Genomic DNA, 16850 nt, shown 5'->3' with positions numbered 1-16850 from the left:
TGCGAGACCGATGGCCTTGAGAGAAGGATCTTGCAAGAGTGTTGCTTCGTTTCTGAGCCTGGCGAGAATATTTCGTATTTGATGTTAACCATACCGATGATTCCGGAATTTGGCGACCGGTTTAATACGGTAGTATGCGAAATGCCTACGCCCGATGCATGTTGCGTCCGGTACCCCGGGGCCGTGGCAAGGCCACGCGCTTGGCGCGGCCGCGGGGAGTTTGATAGCCTGCCGGCAACACACTCACACCGAGGAACCCGCCCATGCCGACCCCGATCCACTTCTATAGCGAGGGCCACAAGCTCTCCGGCGACCTCTATCTCCCGGATGGGCTTCGGCCCGGCGAGCACCGCGCCGGCATCGTGCTCTGCCACGGCTATACCGGCGTCAAGGACCTCTACCTGCCCGACAATGCGCGGGTGCTGAACGAGGCCGGCTATGTCGTCCTCACCTTCGACTACAAGGGCTGGGGCGAGAGCGAGGGGCAGCGCTCAAGGCTGGCGCCCTACAGCCGCGTTGCCGACGTGCAGGCCGCCATCACCTATCTGGGCCTGCAGGACAGCGTCGACGAGGAGCGCATCGGCATCTATGGCACCAGCTATGGCGGCGCCACGGTCACCTGGGTCGGCGCTGTCGACCAGCGGGTGAAGTGCATCGTCTCCTGCGTCGGCGTCGCCCACGGTGCGCGCTGGATGCGGAGCGTGCGCCATCCCGACGAGTGGGTCGACCTGCTGGCGCGCTCGAAAGGCGACCGTGAGAAGCGGGTGCTGGACGGCGAGTCCGAATGGGCGGAGCGGAGCGAAATCCTACTGCCGGACCGACAATCGGCGGCCCTGGCCGAAGCGGCGCGGAAGAACAATCCGAACGCCATCAACACCCTGCCGCTCGACTATATCGACGAGACGCTGCAATTCCATCCGGAATGGGTGGTGGACAAGATCGCGCCGCGCCCGATCCTGTTCATCACCACCGACGACGACCGGCTGGTGCCGCCGGAGGAATCCCATGCCCTCTACGAGAAGGCCGGCGAGCCGAAAAAGCTCGTGACCCTGAACGGCTTCGGCCACTACGAGGTCTATGTGGAGCCGGCCTTCAGCCAGGTGATGGACGAGACGGTGGCGTGGTTCCGGCAATATCTGCCGGCAAAGGGGTAGCCGCCTTCCCTGCTCAACCCGGCCCTGCTCAACCCGGCCCTGCTCAACCCGGCCAGGTGCGCCGGATCGGCTGGCCGCCGTCCCAGCCGACCGCGGCGGCGCGGATGGCGTCGAAAATGCGCCGGCGTTCGGGCGTCATGTGGGCCATCTCGATCACCGTGCCGGGATGGCCCTCGTTCCAGAGATAGACGAAGCGGCCGCGGGCACTGTCGCCCTCCTGGCCGATTTCGTAGCCGCTGGCCAGCGCCGCCTTCAGCTTCGCGTCATAATCCTCGGGCCAGCTGGACCAGTGCTGCATGCCTTCATACCCCTTGGCGAGGAAGTCGCGGTACATGCTGGGCGTCTCGCAGCGCTGCTGGATCAGTTCCAGCTGGGTGTCGCCGGAATTAGCGAGCGCCACCGAAATGTGAATGTCGTCGTACCGCTCGCCGCGATAGCGGAAACTGGTGACCGGCAGGCGCTCGGCATAGAACCACGGGCCGACGCCGCACACGCCGGACCAGTGGCGCATTGCGGCCTCGATATCGCGGACGACAATGCCGATCTGGGTGAGATGGCCGAACAGGCGGGACATGGGCGGGTTTCCTTCCGGTTTGGGAACGCCGGCTCTCGACACGAGGTCAGGCCGTTTTTCTTTTAATGCTTTCAATCGCCTCGGGATTGACCAGCGAGCTGAGGTCGCCGGGGTCGAGGCCCAGATAGGCGGCACGGATGACCCGGCGCATGATCTTCATGTTGCGGGTCTTGGGCAGGTCCGGGCAGAACAGCACGTCCTTGGGCCGGAACGGCGTCCCCAGGCCCTTCACCACCGCCGCCACCAGCGCCTCGGCGGCGGCGCGATCATTGACGCCCTCGCGCAGGACGCAGGCGCAGACGATGGCCGTGCCCTTGATCGGGTCCGGCACGCCGATGGCCGCGGCCTCCCTGACCAGATGGGTTTCCAGCAGCAACGCCTCGATTTCCGAGGGGCCGGTGCGCTTGCCGGCGATTTTCAGCGTGTCGTCGGAGCGGCCCAGAATATAGTAGAAGCCGTCCGCGTCGCGCCGGGCGAAGTCGCCGTGATGCCAGACGCCCGGCCAGGTCGACCAATAGCCGTCGAGATAGCGCTCCCGGTCGCGCCACAGCCCCTGGGTCAGGCCGATGGGCGCGCGCCGCATCACCAGTTCGCCGACCTCGCCGGGGCCGGCCTCCCGCCCCGCCTCGTCGAACACGGCGGCGGCGGTGCCGGGCACGGGCGCGGTGAAGGAGCAGGCCTTGATCGGCTCGGTCACGACCGAACTCAGAATGCCGCACATCTCGGTGCCGCCGGAGAAGTTGACGATGGGCAGACGGCCGCCGCCAATGGTCTCGAACAGCCAGCGCCAGGCTTCGGGCGTCCACGCCTCGCCGGTCGAGACGAAGATCCGCAGGGCCGAGAGGTCGTAGCGGGAGGCATCGAAGCCGGGGTCGGCCATGAAGCTGCGCGCCATTGTCGGCGCCACGCCCAGATAGGACACCCGCTTTTCCGCCGCGATGCGCCAGAGCCGGTCCGCCACCGGATAGTCGGGCGTGCCTTCCGGCAGGATGATGGTGCCGCCCATCAGTGTCGCGCCATAGACCAGCAGCGGCCCGACCAGCCAGCCCATGTCCGACATCCAGAGAATGCGGTCCGCGGGCTTGAAGTCCATGCAGATGCCGAGGTCCAGCACCAGTTTCGGCGGGAAGCTGCAATGGGTGTGCACCACGCCCTTGGGCTTGCCGGTGGTGCCGGAGGTGTAGATCAGCAGATAGGGCGAGTCCGCGGCGACGGAGGCGGTGCTGTCGTCGTCGCCGGACTGGGAAGCGGTGACGTCGGCCCAGCGGTGGTCGACACCGTCGGTCCACGCGCTTTCGACCGCGACGCGGTGGCAGACGATGACGTGTTCGAGGCTCGGCACACGCGGGCGGATGGCGTCCACCACGGGCTTGGCCGCCACCACGCGGCCCCGGCGGTAGGAACCGTCGACGGTGATGATGGCCTTGGCCTCCGCATCGATCAGACGGGCGGCGACCGCGTCCTCGCCGAAGCCGGAAAACAGTGGCAGCACGATGCCGCCGATCTTGGGCACGGCCAGCAGGGCGACGGCGGCCTCCGGCAGGTTCGGCAGGTAGATCGCCACCACGTCCCCCGGCCCGATGCCGAGGCGCCGGAGGCCCGCCGCCAGCCGCCTCACTTCCACGTCCAGGTCGGCATAGGTCCAGGTAAGCTCGCTGCCGTCCTCGCCGATCCATTCCAGCGCCGGCTTCTCCCAGGTCGCCGTGCCCTGCCATTTGTCGAGGCAGTTGAGGGCGATGTTGGTCTCGCCATCCACGCACCAGCGCGGCCATTCCGGCCCCTGGCCGATGTCGTAGGCGCGGGAGAAGGGCTTGAAGAAGCGGTAGCCGATGTGATCCAGCAGGGCGCGATAGAAGGCCTCCGGCTCGGCCACCGACCAGTCGAGCAGGCTTCGATAGTCCGGCTGGCCGCAAGCCCGGATGAACCGGGTCAGGTTCGCCTCGGCAACGACGTCGGGCGTCGGTTGCCAGATCGCCTCAGGCTCGGTCAACGGAACTCCCCTTTCGTGTTCTCCGTCCCTAAGTCAGTGTGAACGAAGCGCCCCCTCGAATTCAATCGCATTTGGCAGCCCCGATCCCGCACGATAGCATCTCCCAAAGCAATATTCTCGGAGGTTCGCCCATGCCCGGTATTCTCGACGGCAAGACCGTCCTCGTCACCGGCGCCGGTCACGGCATCGGCAAGGACATCGCCCTGCTCGCCGCCCGCGAGGGCGCGGCCGTCCTGGTCAACGACCTGGGCGCCTCCACCGCCGGCGAGGGCCGCGACAGCGCCGCCGCCGAGGCCGTCGCCCGGCAAATCCGCGAGGACGGCGGCCGGGCCGCGGCCAATGGCGGCGACGTCTCCTCGTTCGCCGACGCCAGGGCCATGGTGGCCCAGGCGGTCGACGCGTTCGGGCGCATCGACGGCGTCGCCAACATCGCCGGCATCGCCCGCGACGGCTTCTTTCACAAGATGACGGAGGAAGACTTCGACCTGGTCGTCGCCGTGCACCTGAAAGGCACGTTCAACGTCTCCCGCGCCGCCGCCGACCATTTCCGCGCGCAGGAAAGCGGCGCCTATGTGCACACCACGTCGACCGCCGGCCTGATCGGCTATCACGGCATGGCGAACTATGCGGCGGCGAAGATGGGCATTGCCGGCCTCTCGCGCGGCATCGCCATGGACATGCAGCGCTTTGGCGTGCGCTCCAACTGCATGGCGCCGCATGCCTGGAGCCGCATGGCCTCCACCATGGTCGCGCGCACGCCGGAGGAACGGCAACGCGTCGCCCGCCAGCAGCAGATGCAGCCGGCCAAGATCGCGGCGCTGACGGTCTATCTGATGTCCGACCTGGCCCGCGACATCACCGGCCAGATCTTCGGCTGCCGCCTGAACGAGATCTATCTCTACAACCAGAGCCGGATCGTGCGCTCGGTCCATCGCGCCGAGGGCTGGACGCCGATGGCGGTGCACGAGCAGGCCATCCCCGCCATGCGCCCGGCCTTCACCAGCATGCAGAACTCCGCCGAGGTGCTGGGCTGGGACCCGATCTGAGCCGACCGCCCCTGCCCTCGCGCTCCGGACAGCCCGGCCTCAATGGCTGGGCTTGGTCACGTGCGGGGTCAGTTGCATTTCGTGCGTCCAGACCGAACGGTCCTGGGTGTGCAGGTAGAAGAAGGCGTCGGCGATGGCCATGGGGTTGATGACCATATCCGGATTGTCCTGCGCCCGCTTCATGGCGCGCGTGCCGGGGGAGTCGATCAGGCCGTCGATGACCACATTGGCGACGTGCACGCCGTGCTCGGAATATTCCTCGGTCAGCACCTCGGCCAGCGTGCGCATCATCACGCGGGGATAGTAGAGCGACTGGCCGGTCTCGCGCTTGCGGCCGCGCAGCGAGCTGGAATTGTTCGAAATCAGGAACGAGCCATGGCCGCGCTGGCGCATGGACGGCAACACCTCCTTCGCGACCAGGAACGGACCGCGGCAGGCGACATGCTGGGTGCGGTCGAACAGATCGGTCGGGATGTATTCCAGCAGGTCCATGCCGTCCGGCAGTTCGCGGCCGTCATTGTAGCCGGCATTGTAGACCAGCACTTCCGGATCGCCGGCCTCGTCGCGGATGCGGGCGAAGGCGGATTTGACCGAGTCTTCCGAGGACAGATCCAGTTCCACCGTCATGCATTCGTTGCCCTGGTGGCGGATCGCCTCTTCCAGGCGGGAGGCGTTCGAGGCGGTGCGGGTGGTGACGACGGTGAAGAAGCCTTCGGCCGCGAATTTCTGCGCCAGCGCCCCGCCGACGCCCCAGCGCACGCCCACGGGCAGATGGCTGTCGTCGACCCCCTGGCCGTGGATCAGATGGGTCTGGCGGCCGTCGGACTGCCATTTGGAGGTGGCGCCGATGACGACGCAAACGGGCTTCTGGGACGGGTTCATGGCGGGCTCCTCCGGCATTCCGAGTTGCGGGCTGGTTCGATAGGACGCTATCAGTAAGCAACGCCCAACGCCAATAGAAGCGGATCGACCGATGGACCCCCGGATCGTCTTCGTCACCAACTTCCCGGACGCCGCCGACGCTGCGCGCGAGATGGCGCCCAGCGGCTTCGACCTGCAAATCGTGCCGGCCCGCAGCGCGGAATACCGCGATGCCATGGCCCGGGCCGAATTCCTGGTCGGCTTCGTCGACATGCTGGTGGACCGGGAATTGTTCATGACCGGGCCGAAGCTGAAGCTGGTGCAGCTCCTGTCCGCCGGCTACGACCAGGCCGACCTGGAGGCGGCGCGGGCCGCCGGCGTGCCGGTCTGCAACAATGGCGGCGCCAATTCGGTGGCCGTGTCCGAGCACGCCATGCTGCTGGCGCTGGCGGTCTCGCGCCAGTTGGTGAACCAGCACCGCAGCGTGTCCGCCGGCAACTGGCGCGGCAACCAGACGCCCAGGGTGCACGAGGTGCGCAACCGCACCATGGGCATTGTCGGCCTGGGGACCATCGGCAAGAAGACGGCGCGGCTGGCCCAGGCCTTTGGCATGCGCGTGATCTATTACGACATCGCCCGCCTGCGTGAGGACGAGGAGGACGCGCTGAACGTGCGCTTCCGGCTGCTGCGCGAACTGCTGCGCGAGGCCGACGTGGTCTCGCTGCACACGCCGCTGAACGACTCGACGCGCCATCTGATCGGCGCCGAGGAACTGGCGCTGATGAAGCCGTCCGCCGTGCTGGTCAACACCGCGCGCGGGCCGGTGGTGGACGAGGCGGCACTGGTGCGGGCGCTCTCCGACGGCACCATCTGGGGAGCGGGGCTGGACGTGTTCGACCAGGAGCCGCCGCCGAAGGACAACCCGCTGTTCGCGCTCGACAATGTGGTGCTGACGGCGCATCTGGCCGGGCCGACCTTCGAGAGCCAGACCGCGCGGGTGCGCAACGCCTTCGACAACGTGCAGCGGGTCGCGCGCGGCGAGGCTCCCCTCTGGATCGTGCCGGAGTTGCTGCCGTGAGCCTCAATCCGCCGAGCCATTGGGATCTGGAAGCCGACGTGGTGGTGGTCGGCTTCGGCGGGGCGGGCTTTGCCGCCTCGGTCGCCGCGCACGAGGCCGGCGCGGACGTGCTGATCCTGGAGAAGGCGCCGGAGGGCCAGCACGGCGGCAACACCAAGGTCGCCGGCCAGGGCTATCTCAACACCTCCGACCCGGTCGAGGCGGCGAAGTATCTGCGCGCGCTCTGCGGCCTTTATGCGGTGCCGGAGGACATGGTGCTGGTCTGGGCGGACGAGATGTGCCGCAACAATGACTGGCTCGCCAGCCTGGGCGCGGACCCGCAGGAGCACCAGCACCAGCCGGTCGGCATCGAGTTTCCGGACCTGCCGGGGGCGTTCTCGACCCACAAATTCCACGACGGGCCGCAATACGGCTACTCGCTGACCTGGAAGCGGTTCGAGAGCCTGGTGCGCGAGCGGCCGATCCGGGTGGAGTTCGAGACGCCGGGCCGGGAGCTGATCCAGGACGGGGCCGGCGGCGAGATCCGCGGCGTGCTCGCGCAGCGGGCGGACGGCTCGCGGCTGGCGGTGAAGGCGCGCAAGGCGGTGATCCTGACCTGCGGCGGCTTCGAGAACAACCAGGAGATGATCCGCAACTACCTGCCGGGCCTGCCCTATTGCTACACGTCCGGCAGCCCGTACAACACCGGCGACGGCGTGACCATGGGGCTCTCCGTCGGCGCGGACCTCTGGCACATGAACAATGTGGCGGGGCCGAGCATGGCGCTGAAAGTGCCGGAGGTGCCGACGTCTTTGTCGATGCAGAACCTGCATTATTCCAAGAGCGTGCCGGGCGGCATGATCGTGGTCGGGCCGGACGGGCGGCGCTTCTGCGACGAGAAGTACAAGACCCGCCACGGCAAGGTGCCGAAGAACGGGGTCTGGCTGCCGCTGGCGACGCCCTGCCCGATGTACATGATCGTCGACCAGGCCAATTTTGCGGCCGGGCCGCTCTACGACGGGCATCCGAGCCATGGCTGGACCCAGATCGTCGAACAGCCGGAATGGAGCGCCGACAACTCGGCCGAGGTGGCGAAGGGCTGGGTCATGAAAGCCGAGACCCTGGCCGACTTGGCGGGGCTCTGCGGGCTGGACGCGGCGGCGCTGGAGGACTCGGTCGCGCGCTGGAATGCCGGCGTCGCGGCGGGCGCGGATGCGGAGTTCGGCCGGACGCTGATGCTGGAGGCGTTCGGGCCGGGGCCGTATTACGCGGTGGAACTCTCCCCCTCCATGCTGAACACCCAGGGCGGCCCGCGCCGGAACGAGCGGGCGGAGATCGTGCGGCCCTCGGGCGAGGCGATCGGGCGGCTGTACTCGGCGGGGGAGTTGGGCTCGATCTACTCCTACCTCTACCAGGGCACCGGCAATATCGGCGAGTGCCTGGCGTTCGGCCGCATCGCCGGGCGGAACGCGGCGGGGTTGCAGGCCTGGGGGTAGGCGGGTTGCCGGCGAGCGCCTCGCGGCCCTGCCCGCGTGGCCCAGCCTCCTGACGCCATCCCTCTCCCGCTTTCATCCTGAGGTGCCGGCAAGGCCGGCGTATCGAAGGATGCCGCGGAGAGCCGCCACCACCCCTCGATACGCCCCTGGCGGGGCTACTCGGGATGAAGCGGGGTGGGAGGTGGTGGGGCTGGAAGATTGGGGGGCGGCAAAGACCTTAACGAATGTGAGCAAACCTTAATATTTGTGAACATTCGGCTGGTGGCACATTTAGCGTGCATAACATATTATGTTATATGAATCAACCGAGTACCGTAACTTTCGCCAAGTGCGTACGTCCCCTCACCCGCCAAGGCGTCATGGCGAGGAGCCGTCGGCGACGAAGCCATCCAGAAGGCTCGCCGCGAGGTTCGGCAGTGCTGGATTGCTTCGTCCGCTCCGCGTCCTCGCAATGACGGCGGGTGGGTTAATCAGGTTCAATGATGACGGTATCGAGGCCCGCGGGCGGAAATCTGTCATCCCAATAAACACCGGTGTCCTTTAGGTTCGAGGAAAATTTTGCTCGATGTAATTGAGAAAACTCCAAAATTACAGATAAAAGTTCGGCATTGCGAAAATCCACCTCTCCCAAATAGGAGTGACTGAAATCTATGCCCATCAATTTTGCCTTACATAAATTGGATTTTGACATATTGGCATTATTCATGTTGCTATCCCAAATTTGAGAGCCTTCCAAATCACATGAATCACACAATATATTTCTTAAATTACTATTTCTGATGAAAATATTTTTCATATTTGCAGATAAAAATTTGCTGTTCTCCAAAGTTGATTCCACTATAATTGCGGAATCTATACGAAATGAATGTGAAAATACATCTTTCATGGACGTTCCCCAAATATTCGAATGCCGAATATCCGCATTATCAAATCGAGTGTGGTCAAGGATAGCTCCTTCGAAATTAGCTCGGATCAACGTGGCATTGTCCATAATCGCCGAAGTCAGATTGGCTTTACAGAAAAGTGTGCGAGCGAAGTTTGACCCGCTTAGATCGGTGCGCCGCAAATCAGAGCAGCGCAAGTCAATCTGCCGGGGTTCGCCACCAATCGTTTTCGACGCGTGAACGCTCAGCATCTTTCGCATCCACGCGACCGCAGAGCGAATGTGCGGGACTTTGCCAAGGCGGCTTTCTCCCCAACACTGGAGAATCTGGGCCGAACGGTCAGCCACCGCCGCAAATTGAGGCCTCCGGGCCTCGCGCCAGCGTTTCGAGCGGTGGCCGATGATGGTCAGGGCGGTTTGGATGTCGGTCGGGGCCCGGATCGGCACGGGGGCGGGTGTTTCGTCCGACAGCTGCCTCGTATCGGTAGCGTCCAGGGCCTTCGAGGTTCGCTTCGCTCGCACCTCAGGCTGAGAGGGAAAGAGAGGAATGGCGGTGGGTCGCGGGGGGCTCAGTCCAGCGGTGGCATGGTCCGGTTGTGGCAGGCGCTCCACCATTTGATCGCCAACCACGGCGATAGCCGCGGCCACCGCATCCAGCCCCTTTGCCTCCTCCGGGCCTCTCTCCGGCCAGGGCGCGCGCTCCCGGATGTAGGCGGAGAGGGTTTCGATGACCGGCCAGTGGTAGCGTTGCTCGTCCTTTGCAATTTGCTCCAGCGCATACATGCCGCCGATGCGGACCTCCATCGAGTCGCTGGCCAGTTGCTCGATGGCTTTCACATAGGTGTCGTTGGTGAGGCGCAGGCGGTCGGTGTGGGTGCGCCGGGCATTGAAATAGAGGGCGACGAGGCCGACCAGGCCTGCGAACAGGCCCGCCACCGCCAGGCCGTTGTTGCGCACGATCTCCGAGCAGGCGGTGGCCGAGACCTTGCTGGCGGGGTCCTTCGGATTGAATGGCGGGCACTCGACCAGGACGGGGGCGAGCCAATGGACGAGGGAGAAGGCCACAACGACCCCGACCGTGCCCAGCAGCAGGGTCTTCCAGACCGACCATTCGCCATTGTCGTTCACGCCCTGCCTCCCGCGCTCGTGGTGGCCGCCATTACGCCCGGCGGTTCGGGCGTCGTCAACCGGCGGGGGTGCGTGCTAGGCTTGGGGGCAACCGAAACACCAGCCCCGAGGAAACTCCGCCATGGCGCCCAACCCTGCCCTCAGTTTCGACCATGTGCACGTGATCGCCGCCGACCCGCACGCCACCGCCAACTGGTATGTGGAGAAGCTGGGGGCGGAGATCGTGAAGGACACCATGGTGCGCGGCGCGCCGCAGATTTTCGTCTCGCTGGGCGGCATGACCGTGCTGGTGCGCGGACAGCGCGCCGGCGAGGCGCCGGAAGCGCCCGATGCCTTTCGCGACTATGGCGATTTCTCCAGCCACAACCGCTGGGGCGCGGACCATATCGGCTACACCTACAACGGCGACCTGGAAGCCTATTGCCGGGAGCTGGAGGCGAAGGGCGTGCGATTCTCCGTGCCGCTGAAGGTCAACCCGACCGGGCTGAAGCTCTGCTTCATCGCCGCGCCGGACGGGGTGAGCATCGAGCTGGTGCAGCGGTAGGAGGGAGAGGCCGGCTGGGAAGGAGGTCCCGGATCGGCGCGCTCGCGCCGTCCGGAAAAGCTGGGGAGGAGGCCGGAGAGGCTTGTCCCATCACTTGCTCCCGCCTGCGCGGGAGAGGTGGGGAGGAAAATGGAGGGGCTGGCATCTTCCCGGCTTTTGCCTCATCCCGAGTAGACGGCGAAGCCGGCGTATCGAGGGAGGCGCGGTGGCCGCGCCCCTCAGCGCGTTTGGGCGTGGACGAAGTCCAGGATCAGGGCGATGGCGCGGCGGGCGATCTCCGCCTGTGGGTCCTTGCCGATGAAGGCATGGGGCGCGCCGGGAAATTCCTCGTATTGCAGTTCGCCGCCGGCGGCGCGGTAGGTCTCGGCAAAGCGGGGGGCCATGGTCGGGCCCAGATTGTCGTCCGCGGTGCCGACGATCAGCAGGGCCGGCGGCCTGGCCACGTCCTCGCCGCGCCCCAGGATGCGCTGGGGCGAGCCCTCGTCCATGGCGGCGGCGTCGGGCCAGTAGGCGTCGTGGGCGGCGACCAGGCGCTCGTTGCCGTTGGCCTGCACCATCTCGTAGCGGGCGAGCGGGTCCGCCACCGGCCAGCACATCGCGACATAGCCGACGGAGGCGTCGGCGCGCCCCTCCAAGGCGTGGCTCGTGTAGCGCGGGTCGTGCGGGCGCATGGCGGCGAGCATGGCCTGGTGGCCGCCGCTCGACGTGCCCAGCAGGCCGACCTTGGCCGCATCGACGCCCAGGCGCGCCGCATTCACCTTCAGCCAGCGCACCGCCAGGTTGATGTCCGCGAGCGAGGCCGGGTATTGCGCCACCGGCGGCATGCGGAAGTCGATGGCCATGACGACGACGCCGGTCTCGGCCAGCGGCTGGTTGATGGGCGTGTTGGTGAAGCGGTCATTGCCGGTCCAGGCGCCGCCATGCACCTCGACCACGCCGGGGAACGGCCCCTTCCCCTGCGGGCGATAGAGGCGGGCGAGCAGGGGCACGCCGCCGGGCCGGGCGTATTCCACATCCTCGACGATCAGTCCGTACCGCTCAGCCATCCCGTTTCTCCTTGCGCGTGCGGGCCATCAGCAGGCCGGCTACGATAACACCGCTGGCGACCGCGACCAGCAGGATCGTCGCCAGCGCGTTGATTTCGGGGCTGAGGCCCAGGCGGACGCTGGAGAACACCACCATGGGTAGCGTGGTCGCGCCGGGGCCGGAGACGAAGCTCGCCACCACCAGGTCGTCGAGCGAGAGGGTGAAGGCCAGCAGCCAGCCCGCCACCAGCGAGGGCGCGATCAGCGGAAGGGTCACGGTCCGGAACACGGTGAACGGCCTGGCGCCCAGGTCGAGGGCGGCTTCCTCCAGGCTCCGGTCCATCTGGCCCAGGCGCGCCTGCACCACCACCGAGACATAGGCGGTGGCAAAGGTGGTGTGGGCAATGGCGATGGTGAGCGCGCTGCGCCCGTCCGGCCAGCCGGTCGCCTGTTGCAGCGCCACGAACAGCAGCAACAGCGAGAGGCCGGTGATCACCTCCGGCATGACCAGGGGGGCGGTGGTCATGGCGGAGAACAAGAGCCGGCCGCGGAAGCGCCCGAAGCGCACCAGCGCGATGGCGGCGAGCGTGCCGAGCACGACGGCGCCGGTGGCCGAAACCGCGGCGATGCGGACGCTGAGCGCGGCGGCCTCCAGCAGCTTGTCGTTGTGGAGCAGTTCGCCATACCACTTGGCCGACCAGCCGCCCCAGACCGTCACCAGCCTGGAGGCGTTGAACGAGTAGACCACCAGGATCAGGATCGGCGCATAGAGGAAGAGGTAGCCGGCCGAGAGCGCCGCCACGAGCCAGGGCGAGAGCCGGCTCATCGGGCGCTCTCCGCGCGGCGGACGCGCAGATGCTCCAGCCAGGCGAGCGGGGCCACGATCAGCAGCAGCATGGCGACGGCCAGTGCGCTCGCCAGCGGCCAGTCGCGGTTGTTGAAGAACTCGGTCCAGAGCACCTTGCCGATCATGATGGTGCGGGACGAGCCGAGCAGTTCCGGAATGACGAACTCGCCGACGGCCGGGATGAACACCAGCAGGCAGCCGGCGAGCACGCCCGGCAGCGACAGCGGCAGGGTGATGGTGAGAAAGGCGCGCCAGGGCCGGGCGCCCAGGTCGGCGGCGGCCTCCAGCAGGCTCAGATCCTGGCGCTCCAGCGTGGCGTAGAGCGGCAGGACCATGAAGGGCAGGTAGGAATAGACGATGCCCAGATGCACGGCGAAGCCGGTCTGCAGGAGTTGCAAGGGCTGGTCGGTCAGGCCGAGGCCCTGGAGGGCGGCGTTGACCAGGCCCTCGTTTTTCAACAGGCCCATCCAGGCGTAGACGCGGATCAGGAACGAGGTCCAGAACGGCAGCACGATGGCCAGCAGCAGGGGCGTGCGCCAGCGCCCGGGCGCGCGGGCGATGGCCAGCGCCATCGGGTAGCCGATCGCCAGCGCGATGGCGGCGCACGTGGCAGCGATCCGGATCGAGTTGACGAGCGCCGTGAGATAGAGCGGGTCGTCCAGCAGGAAGGCGTAGTTGTCGAGGCGCCCGGCAAAAGCGCCGTCTTGCAACAACGGCTCATAGGGCGGCACGCCGAAGCGGGAGCGGCTGAGCGAGATGGCGAAGACGATGGCGAACGGCGCCAGAAAAAACACCGCCAGCCAGAGGAACGGCACCGCCGTGACCAGGCGCCTCCCCCAGGCGCCGCGGAGGCGGAGGGGGCCGCTCATCGGGTCAGGATCACCGCGTCGCCGGGATGCCAGGCGAGATGGACGGTGTCGCCCCAGGTGAAGGGCCGCTCGGCCCGGTGGCGGCGGTTGGCCATGGTGACCTGCACCCGCACCTGCTCTGCGATGCGGACATGATAGATGGAGAGGTCGCCCAGATAGGCGATGTTCTCGACGGTGCCCGTGAGGTGGTTCGGGCCGCCGTCGGCCTCGCGCCGCGCCTCCAGCTTTTCCGGGCGGATGAGAACGGTGACGGCGGTGCCGGGCGGCGGCGCGTCGGGGATGTCGGGGGCTTCCACGCTGACAACCGCATCGGCCGCGGCCAGGCGCACCCGAACCCGGTCGCCGTCGCGCGCGGCGATCTCTCCCGCCAGCAGGTTGGCGCTGCCGATGAAGTCGGCGACGAAGCGGGAGGCGGGATATTCGTAGACCTCGCGCGGCGCGCCGGTCTGGTGGATGCGGCCGGCGCGCATGACGGCGATGCGGTCGGACATGGTCATGGCCTCCTCCTGGTCGTGCGTGACGAGGATGAAGGTGATGCCGGTGCTCTCCTGCAAATTCACCAGTTCGAACTGGGTGCGCTCGCGCAGCTTGCGGTCGAGTGCGCCGAGGGGTTCGTCCAGCAGTAGGATTTTCGGGCGCTTGGCGAGACCGCGCGCCAGGGCGACCCGCTGGCGCTGGCCGCCGGACAGTTGGTGCGGCTTGCGCCGGGCAAGGTCCGAGAGCTCGACCAGCGCCAGCACGTCGGCCACCCGGTCGTCGCGCTCGGACCGCGCCATGCCCTCCTGCTTCAGGCCGTAGGCGACGTTCTGGGCGACGGTCATGTGCGGGAACAGGGCGTAGGACTGGAACACCATATTCACCGGCCGCTCATAGGGCGGCACGGCGGTCATGTCCTGGCCGTCGATCAGGACGCGGCCCTCGTCTGGGATTTCGAAACCGGCGATCATGCGCAGCAGGGTGGTCTTGCCGCAGCCGGACTCGCCCAGCAGCGCAAAGAACTCGCCGCGTCCGATGGCGAGGTCGACGACATCCACCGCCAGCGTGTCGCCGAAGCGGCGGCTCGCGGCCCGGAGTTCCAGCATGGGCGGGGCGGCGCCGGGCACCGGTCCGTGTCGCGCCGCCGGTCCCGTCACCGCCTACTGGCCCGTCTTGATGCGCGTCCAGGTGCGGGTGCGCAGGCGGTTGTAGGTGGGCGATTTCAGCGGCACCACGAACAGCCGTTCGCGCGTCTCGGTGCTGGGATAGATAACCGGGTCGGCGAGGCGGTCCGGCGTCACGTATTTGTCCGCGCCCTCCACGGCATTGGCATAGCCGACGGCGTTGGTGATCGGCCCAACCACGTCCGGCCGCATCATGAAGTTGAGGAAGGCATAGGCGTTGTCGGGATGTTTCGCGTCCGCCGGGATCGCCATGACGTCGATCACCGCCTGGGCGCCCTCCTTTGGCAGGTAGACCTTGACGTCGACCCCCTGCCCCGCCTCGGCCGCACGGTCGCGGGCCTGGACCAGGTCGCCGCCATAGCCGTGGGAAACGCAGACGTCACCGTTCGCCAGGTCGTTGATATAGGTGGAGGAGTGGAAATACTTGATATAGGGCCGCACCTTGTCCAGCAGCGCCTCGGCCTTGTCCAGGTCCTCGCGGGACTCGGTGGCCGGGTCGATGCCCAGATAGGCGAAGGCGGCGGCGAACACCTCGTTCGGATCGTCCAGCAGGGTGATGCCGCAGGCTTGCAGCTTGGCGGCCCAGATCGGGTCGAACAGCAGCGCCCAGCTATCGGTCGGCGCGCCGGGGGCGACCTCGGCCACCTTGGCGGCGTTGTAGCCGATGCCGGTGCCGGCGATCATGTAGGGCACCGCATGCGCGTTGTCCGGATCGCTGGCGCGCAACGCCTTCAGCACCGACGGGGTCAGGTTCTTCCAGTTCGGCAGCTTCGAACGGTCGAGCGTCAGATAGATGCCCGAGAGAACGTGCCGCCCCAGAAACGGCGAGGCGGACGGGAACACCACGTCATAGCCGGAGGAGCCGGCCATCAGCTTGGCCTCCAGCACCTCGTTCGAGTCGTAGACGTCGTAATTGACCTTGATCCCGGTCTCGGCCGTGAACCGCTCCAGCGTGTCCTCGGCGATATAGTCGGACCAGTTGTAGACGTTCAGGACCTTCTCTTCCGCGGCCAGCGCAGGCGCGGCGACGGCAAGGGCGAGAACGGCAGCGGCGAGCAGGTTGCGCATGGCATCGACCTCGTTCGGCCGGAGGCCCGCCACGCCCTCGCGGCAGGCCAGACCGGAATTTGCGCGCACACATCGGGCGATAGGGCGCGCCTGTCAACGGCCGTCTCGGCCCCGCGACATCCGTGACGGGCACCGATCCGGCCGAGGGCAGCCGCGCCGCTCAGGCGGAAGCGGCGAAGATGCGGCGCCCCCAGGCGCAGGCATGGGCCATGGCCTCGTCGGCGCCGGTGACCTGACCGCACCAGAACAGGAAGCCGTGATTCATGCCGGGCCGGCGGGTGATCTCCGCCGGCACCCCGGCGGCGCGCAGTTTCTCGCCGTAAAGCTCTGCTTCGTCGCGCAGCGGGTCGTATTCCGCGCTGAGGCAGTAGGCGGGTGGCAGGCGGCTCAGATCCTTGGCCCGCATCGGCGAGGCGAGCGGGCTGTCGGCCTCGGACGGGTCGGTCAGGTAATGGTCCCAGAACCATTCCATGGTCGCGCGGGTCAGGCCATAGCCGTCGGCATTTTCTTCATAAGACGGCGTGCCCGGCGAGTGATAGTCGGTGACGGGATAGAGCAGCATCTGGCCGCAGAGCGCCGGCCCGCCCTCGTCGCGCACGCGCAGCGCCGTCACCGCCGCCATGTTGCCGCCGGCGCTGTCGCCGGCCACCATGATGCGGCCGGCGTCGACGTTCAACGCGGCGGCGTTGGCGGCGGCCCAGCGGGTGGCGGCGAGGCAGTCGTCCGGGCCGGCGGGGAATTTGTGCTCGGGTGCCAGGCGGTAGTCGACCGAGACGACGACGCAGCCGATGCCGTCGGCCAGATGGCGGCACATGCCGTCATGGGTGTCCAGCGTGCAGAGCACGAAGCCGCTGCCGTGGAAGAACACCATCAGCGGGAACGGTCCCTGCCCTTTCGGCGTGTAGATGCGAAGCTTCAACTGGCCGCCGGGCCCGTCGATATGTTGCTCCGCGACCTGGGCCATGGCCGGGCCGGGGGTCATGATGGCGGTGCGGCCGTTGTACTGCCGGCGCGCCTCCGCCACCGGCAGGGTGTGGGTGGCGGGCACGCCGGCGCCCTTGTCGAGAAAGGCCTGGATCTGGGGATCGACGGGCATGGGGAGTCCTCCGACCGGTGGGGGCTGTGGTGGGTATGCGGGTTGCCAGTGA

General features: G+C 67.2%; 15 protein-coding genes. 5 read left to right on the top strand and 10 right to left on the bottom strand.

What is annotated here, in order from left to right; all coding sequences use genetic code 11:
- The first annotated feature begins 263 nt into the window (after nucleotides 1-263).
- Nucleotides 264-1154, top strand: coding sequence for an alpha/beta hydrolase (locus H6844_10885; GenBank protein MCB9929902.1), 891 nt, complete (start codon nucleotides 264-266; stop codon nucleotides 1152-1154).
- 43 nt (nucleotides 1155-1197) lie between these two features.
- On the opposite strand, the gene H6844_10880 is transcribed toward H6844_10885, so the two are convergent.
- Both H6844_10880 and H6844_10875 read right to left on the bottom strand, forming a co-directional pair.
- Nucleotides 1198-1728 carry a VOC family protein gene (locus H6844_10880; GenBank protein MCB9929901.1) on the bottom strand — a complete coding sequence of 177 codons (531 nt, stop codon included), beginning with the start codon at nucleotides 1726-1728 and terminating at the stop codon, nucleotides 1198-1200.
- A gap of 46 nt (nucleotides 1729-1774) precedes the next feature.
- Nucleotides 1775-3718 (bottom strand): AMP-binding protein, encoded by a 1944-nt coding sequence (locus tag H6844_10875; protein MCB9929900.1) that lies wholly within the window; start codon nucleotides 3716-3718, stop codon nucleotides 1775-1777.
- Between the two features lie 131 nt (nucleotides 3719-3849).
- On the opposite strand from H6844_10875, the gene H6844_10870 reads away from it, so the two are divergent.
- Nucleotides 3850-4764, top strand: a complete 915-nt coding sequence (locus H6844_10870; GenBank protein ID MCB9929899.1) for an SDR family oxidoreductase — start codon at nucleotides 3850-3852, stop codon at nucleotides 4762-4764.
- A gap of 39 nt (nucleotides 4765-4803) precedes the next feature.
- Here H6844_10870 and H6844_10865 read toward each other — a convergent pair whose 3' ends face one another.
- Nucleotides 4804-5646, bottom strand: a complete 843-nt coding sequence (locus tag H6844_10865; protein MCB9929898.1) for an SDR family oxidoreductase — start codon at nucleotides 5644-5646, stop codon at nucleotides 4804-4806.
- A 91-nt stretch (nucleotides 5647-5737) separates the two neighbouring features.
- On the opposite strand from H6844_10865, the gene H6844_10860 reads away from it, so the two are divergent.
- Both H6844_10860 and H6844_10855 read left to right on the top strand, forming a co-directional pair.
- On the top strand, nucleotides 5738-6703 hold the full coding sequence (locus H6844_10860; GenBank protein ID MCB9929897.1) for a lactate dehydrogenase: 966 nt from the start codon (nucleotides 5738-5740) through the stop codon (nucleotides 6701-6703).
- Nucleotides 6700-8178, top strand: a complete 1479-nt coding sequence (locus H6844_10855; GenBank protein ID MCB9929896.1) for an FAD-binding protein — start codon at nucleotides 6700-6702, stop codon at nucleotides 8176-8178. Before H6844_10860 ends, H6844_10855 begins: the two co-directional genes overlap by 4 nt.
- A gap of 466 nt (nucleotides 8179-8644) precedes the next feature.
- Here H6844_10855 and H6844_10850 read toward each other — a convergent pair whose 3' ends face one another.
- Entirely contained in the window at nucleotides 8645-10189 is a 1545-nt protein-coding gene (locus H6844_10850) for a pentapeptide repeat-containing protein (protein ID MCB9929895.1), read from the bottom strand.
- 121 nt (nucleotides 10190-10310) lie between these two features.
- Here H6844_10850 and H6844_10845 point away from each other — a divergent pair, with 121 nt between their 5' ends.
- On the top strand, nucleotides 10311-10733 hold the full coding sequence (locus H6844_10845) for a VOC family protein (protein MCB9929894.1): 423 nt from the start codon (nucleotides 10311-10313) through the stop codon (nucleotides 10731-10733).
- A 218-nt stretch (nucleotides 10734-10951) separates the two neighbouring features.
- Here H6844_10845 and H6844_10840 read toward each other — a convergent pair whose 3' ends face one another.
- The 6 genes from H6844_10840 to H6844_10815 form a co-directional block, all read right to left on the bottom strand.
- Entirely contained in the window at nucleotides 10952-11779 is an 828-nt protein-coding gene (locus H6844_10840; GenBank protein MCB9929893.1) for an alpha/beta hydrolase, read from the bottom strand.
- Nucleotides 11772-12584 (bottom strand): ABC transporter permease subunit, encoded by an 813-nt coding sequence (locus H6844_10835; GenBank protein ID MCB9929892.1) that lies wholly within the window; start codon nucleotides 12582-12584, stop codon nucleotides 11772-11774. The genes H6844_10840 and H6844_10835 overlap by 8 nt, the downstream gene beginning before the upstream one ends.
- A complete protein-coding gene (locus H6844_10830) occupies nucleotides 12581-13474 on the bottom strand; it encodes an ABC transporter permease subunit (protein ID MCB9929891.1) in 894 nt (297 codons plus the stop codon). Before H6844_10830 ends, H6844_10835 begins: the two co-directional genes overlap by 4 nt.
- Entirely contained in the window at nucleotides 13471-14556 is a 1086-nt protein-coding gene (locus H6844_10825) for an ABC transporter ATP-binding protein (GenBank protein MCB9929890.1), read from the bottom strand. The genes H6844_10830 and H6844_10825 overlap by 4 nt, the downstream gene beginning before the upstream one ends.
- A gap of 54 nt (nucleotides 14557-14610) precedes the next feature.
- On the bottom strand, nucleotides 14611-15702 hold the full coding sequence (locus tag H6844_10820) for a polyamine ABC transporter substrate-binding protein (protein ID MCB9929889.1): 1092 nt from the start codon (nucleotides 15700-15702) through the stop codon (nucleotides 14611-14613).
- Nucleotides 15703-15862: 160 nt separating this feature from the next.
- On the bottom strand, nucleotides 15863-16798 hold the full coding sequence (locus tag H6844_10815) for an alpha/beta hydrolase (GenBank protein ID MCB9929888.1): 936 nt from the start codon (nucleotides 16796-16798) through the stop codon (nucleotides 15863-15865).
- Nucleotides 16799-16850 lie beyond the last annotated feature (52 nt).

It is taken from the genome of Alphaproteobacteria bacterium (assembly GCA_020638555.1).
In the GTDB taxonomy this organism is placed as follows: domain Bacteria; phylum Pseudomonadota; class Alphaproteobacteria; order Bin95; family Bin95; genus JACKII01.
Note: the sequence above shows the minus strand (reverse complement) of the source record. Positions and strands in the feature narration are given on the sequence as shown.

Bases quoted from the DNA above. Each gene is read 5' to 3' on its own strand.
- H6844_10885 (MCB9929902.1), top strand. From the start codon at position 264: ATGCCGACCCCGATCCACTTCTATAGCGAGGGCCACAAGCTCTCCGGC.
- H6844_10880 (MCB9929901.1), bottom strand. From the start codon at position 1,728: ATGTCCCGCCTGTTCGGCCATCTCACCCAGATCGGCATTGTCGTCCGC.
- H6844_10870 (MCB9929899.1), top strand. From the start codon at position 3,850: ATGCCCGGTATTCTCGACGGCAAGACCGTCCTCGTCACCGGCGCCGGT.
- H6844_10865 (MCB9929898.1), bottom strand. From the start codon at position 5,646: ATGAACCCGTCCCAGAAGCCCGTTTGCGTCGTCATCGGCGCCACCTCC.
- H6844_10860 (MCB9929897.1), top strand. From the start codon at position 5,738: ATGGACCCCCGGATCGTCTTCGTCACCAACTTCCCGGACGCCGCCGAC.
- H6844_10845 (MCB9929894.1), top strand. From the start codon at position 10,311: ATGGCGCCCAACCCTGCCCTCAGTTTCGACCATGTGCACGTGATCGCC.
- H6844_10840 (MCB9929893.1), bottom strand. From the start codon at position 11,779: ATGGCTGAGCGGTACGGACTGATCGTCGAGGATGTGGAATACGCCCGG.
- H6844_10835 (MCB9929892.1), bottom strand. From the start codon at position 12,584: ATGAGCCGGCTCTCGCCCTGGCTCGTGGCGGCGCTCTCGGCCGGCTAC.
- H6844_10830 (MCB9929891.1), bottom strand. From the start codon at position 13,474: ATGAGCGGCCCCCTCCGCCTCCGCGGCGCCTGGGGGAGGCGCCTGGTC.
- H6844_10825 (MCB9929890.1), bottom strand. From the start codon at position 14,556: ATGCTGGAACTCCGGGCCGCGAGCCGCCGCTTCGGCGACACGCTGGCG.
- H6844_10820 (MCB9929889.1), bottom strand. From the start codon at position 15,702: ATGCGCAACCTGCTCGCCGCTGCCGTTCTCGCCCTTGCCGTCGCCGCG.
- H6844_10815 (MCB9929888.1), bottom strand. From the start codon at position 16,798: ATGCCCGTCGATCCCCAGATCCAGGCCTTTCTCGACAAGGGCGCCGGC.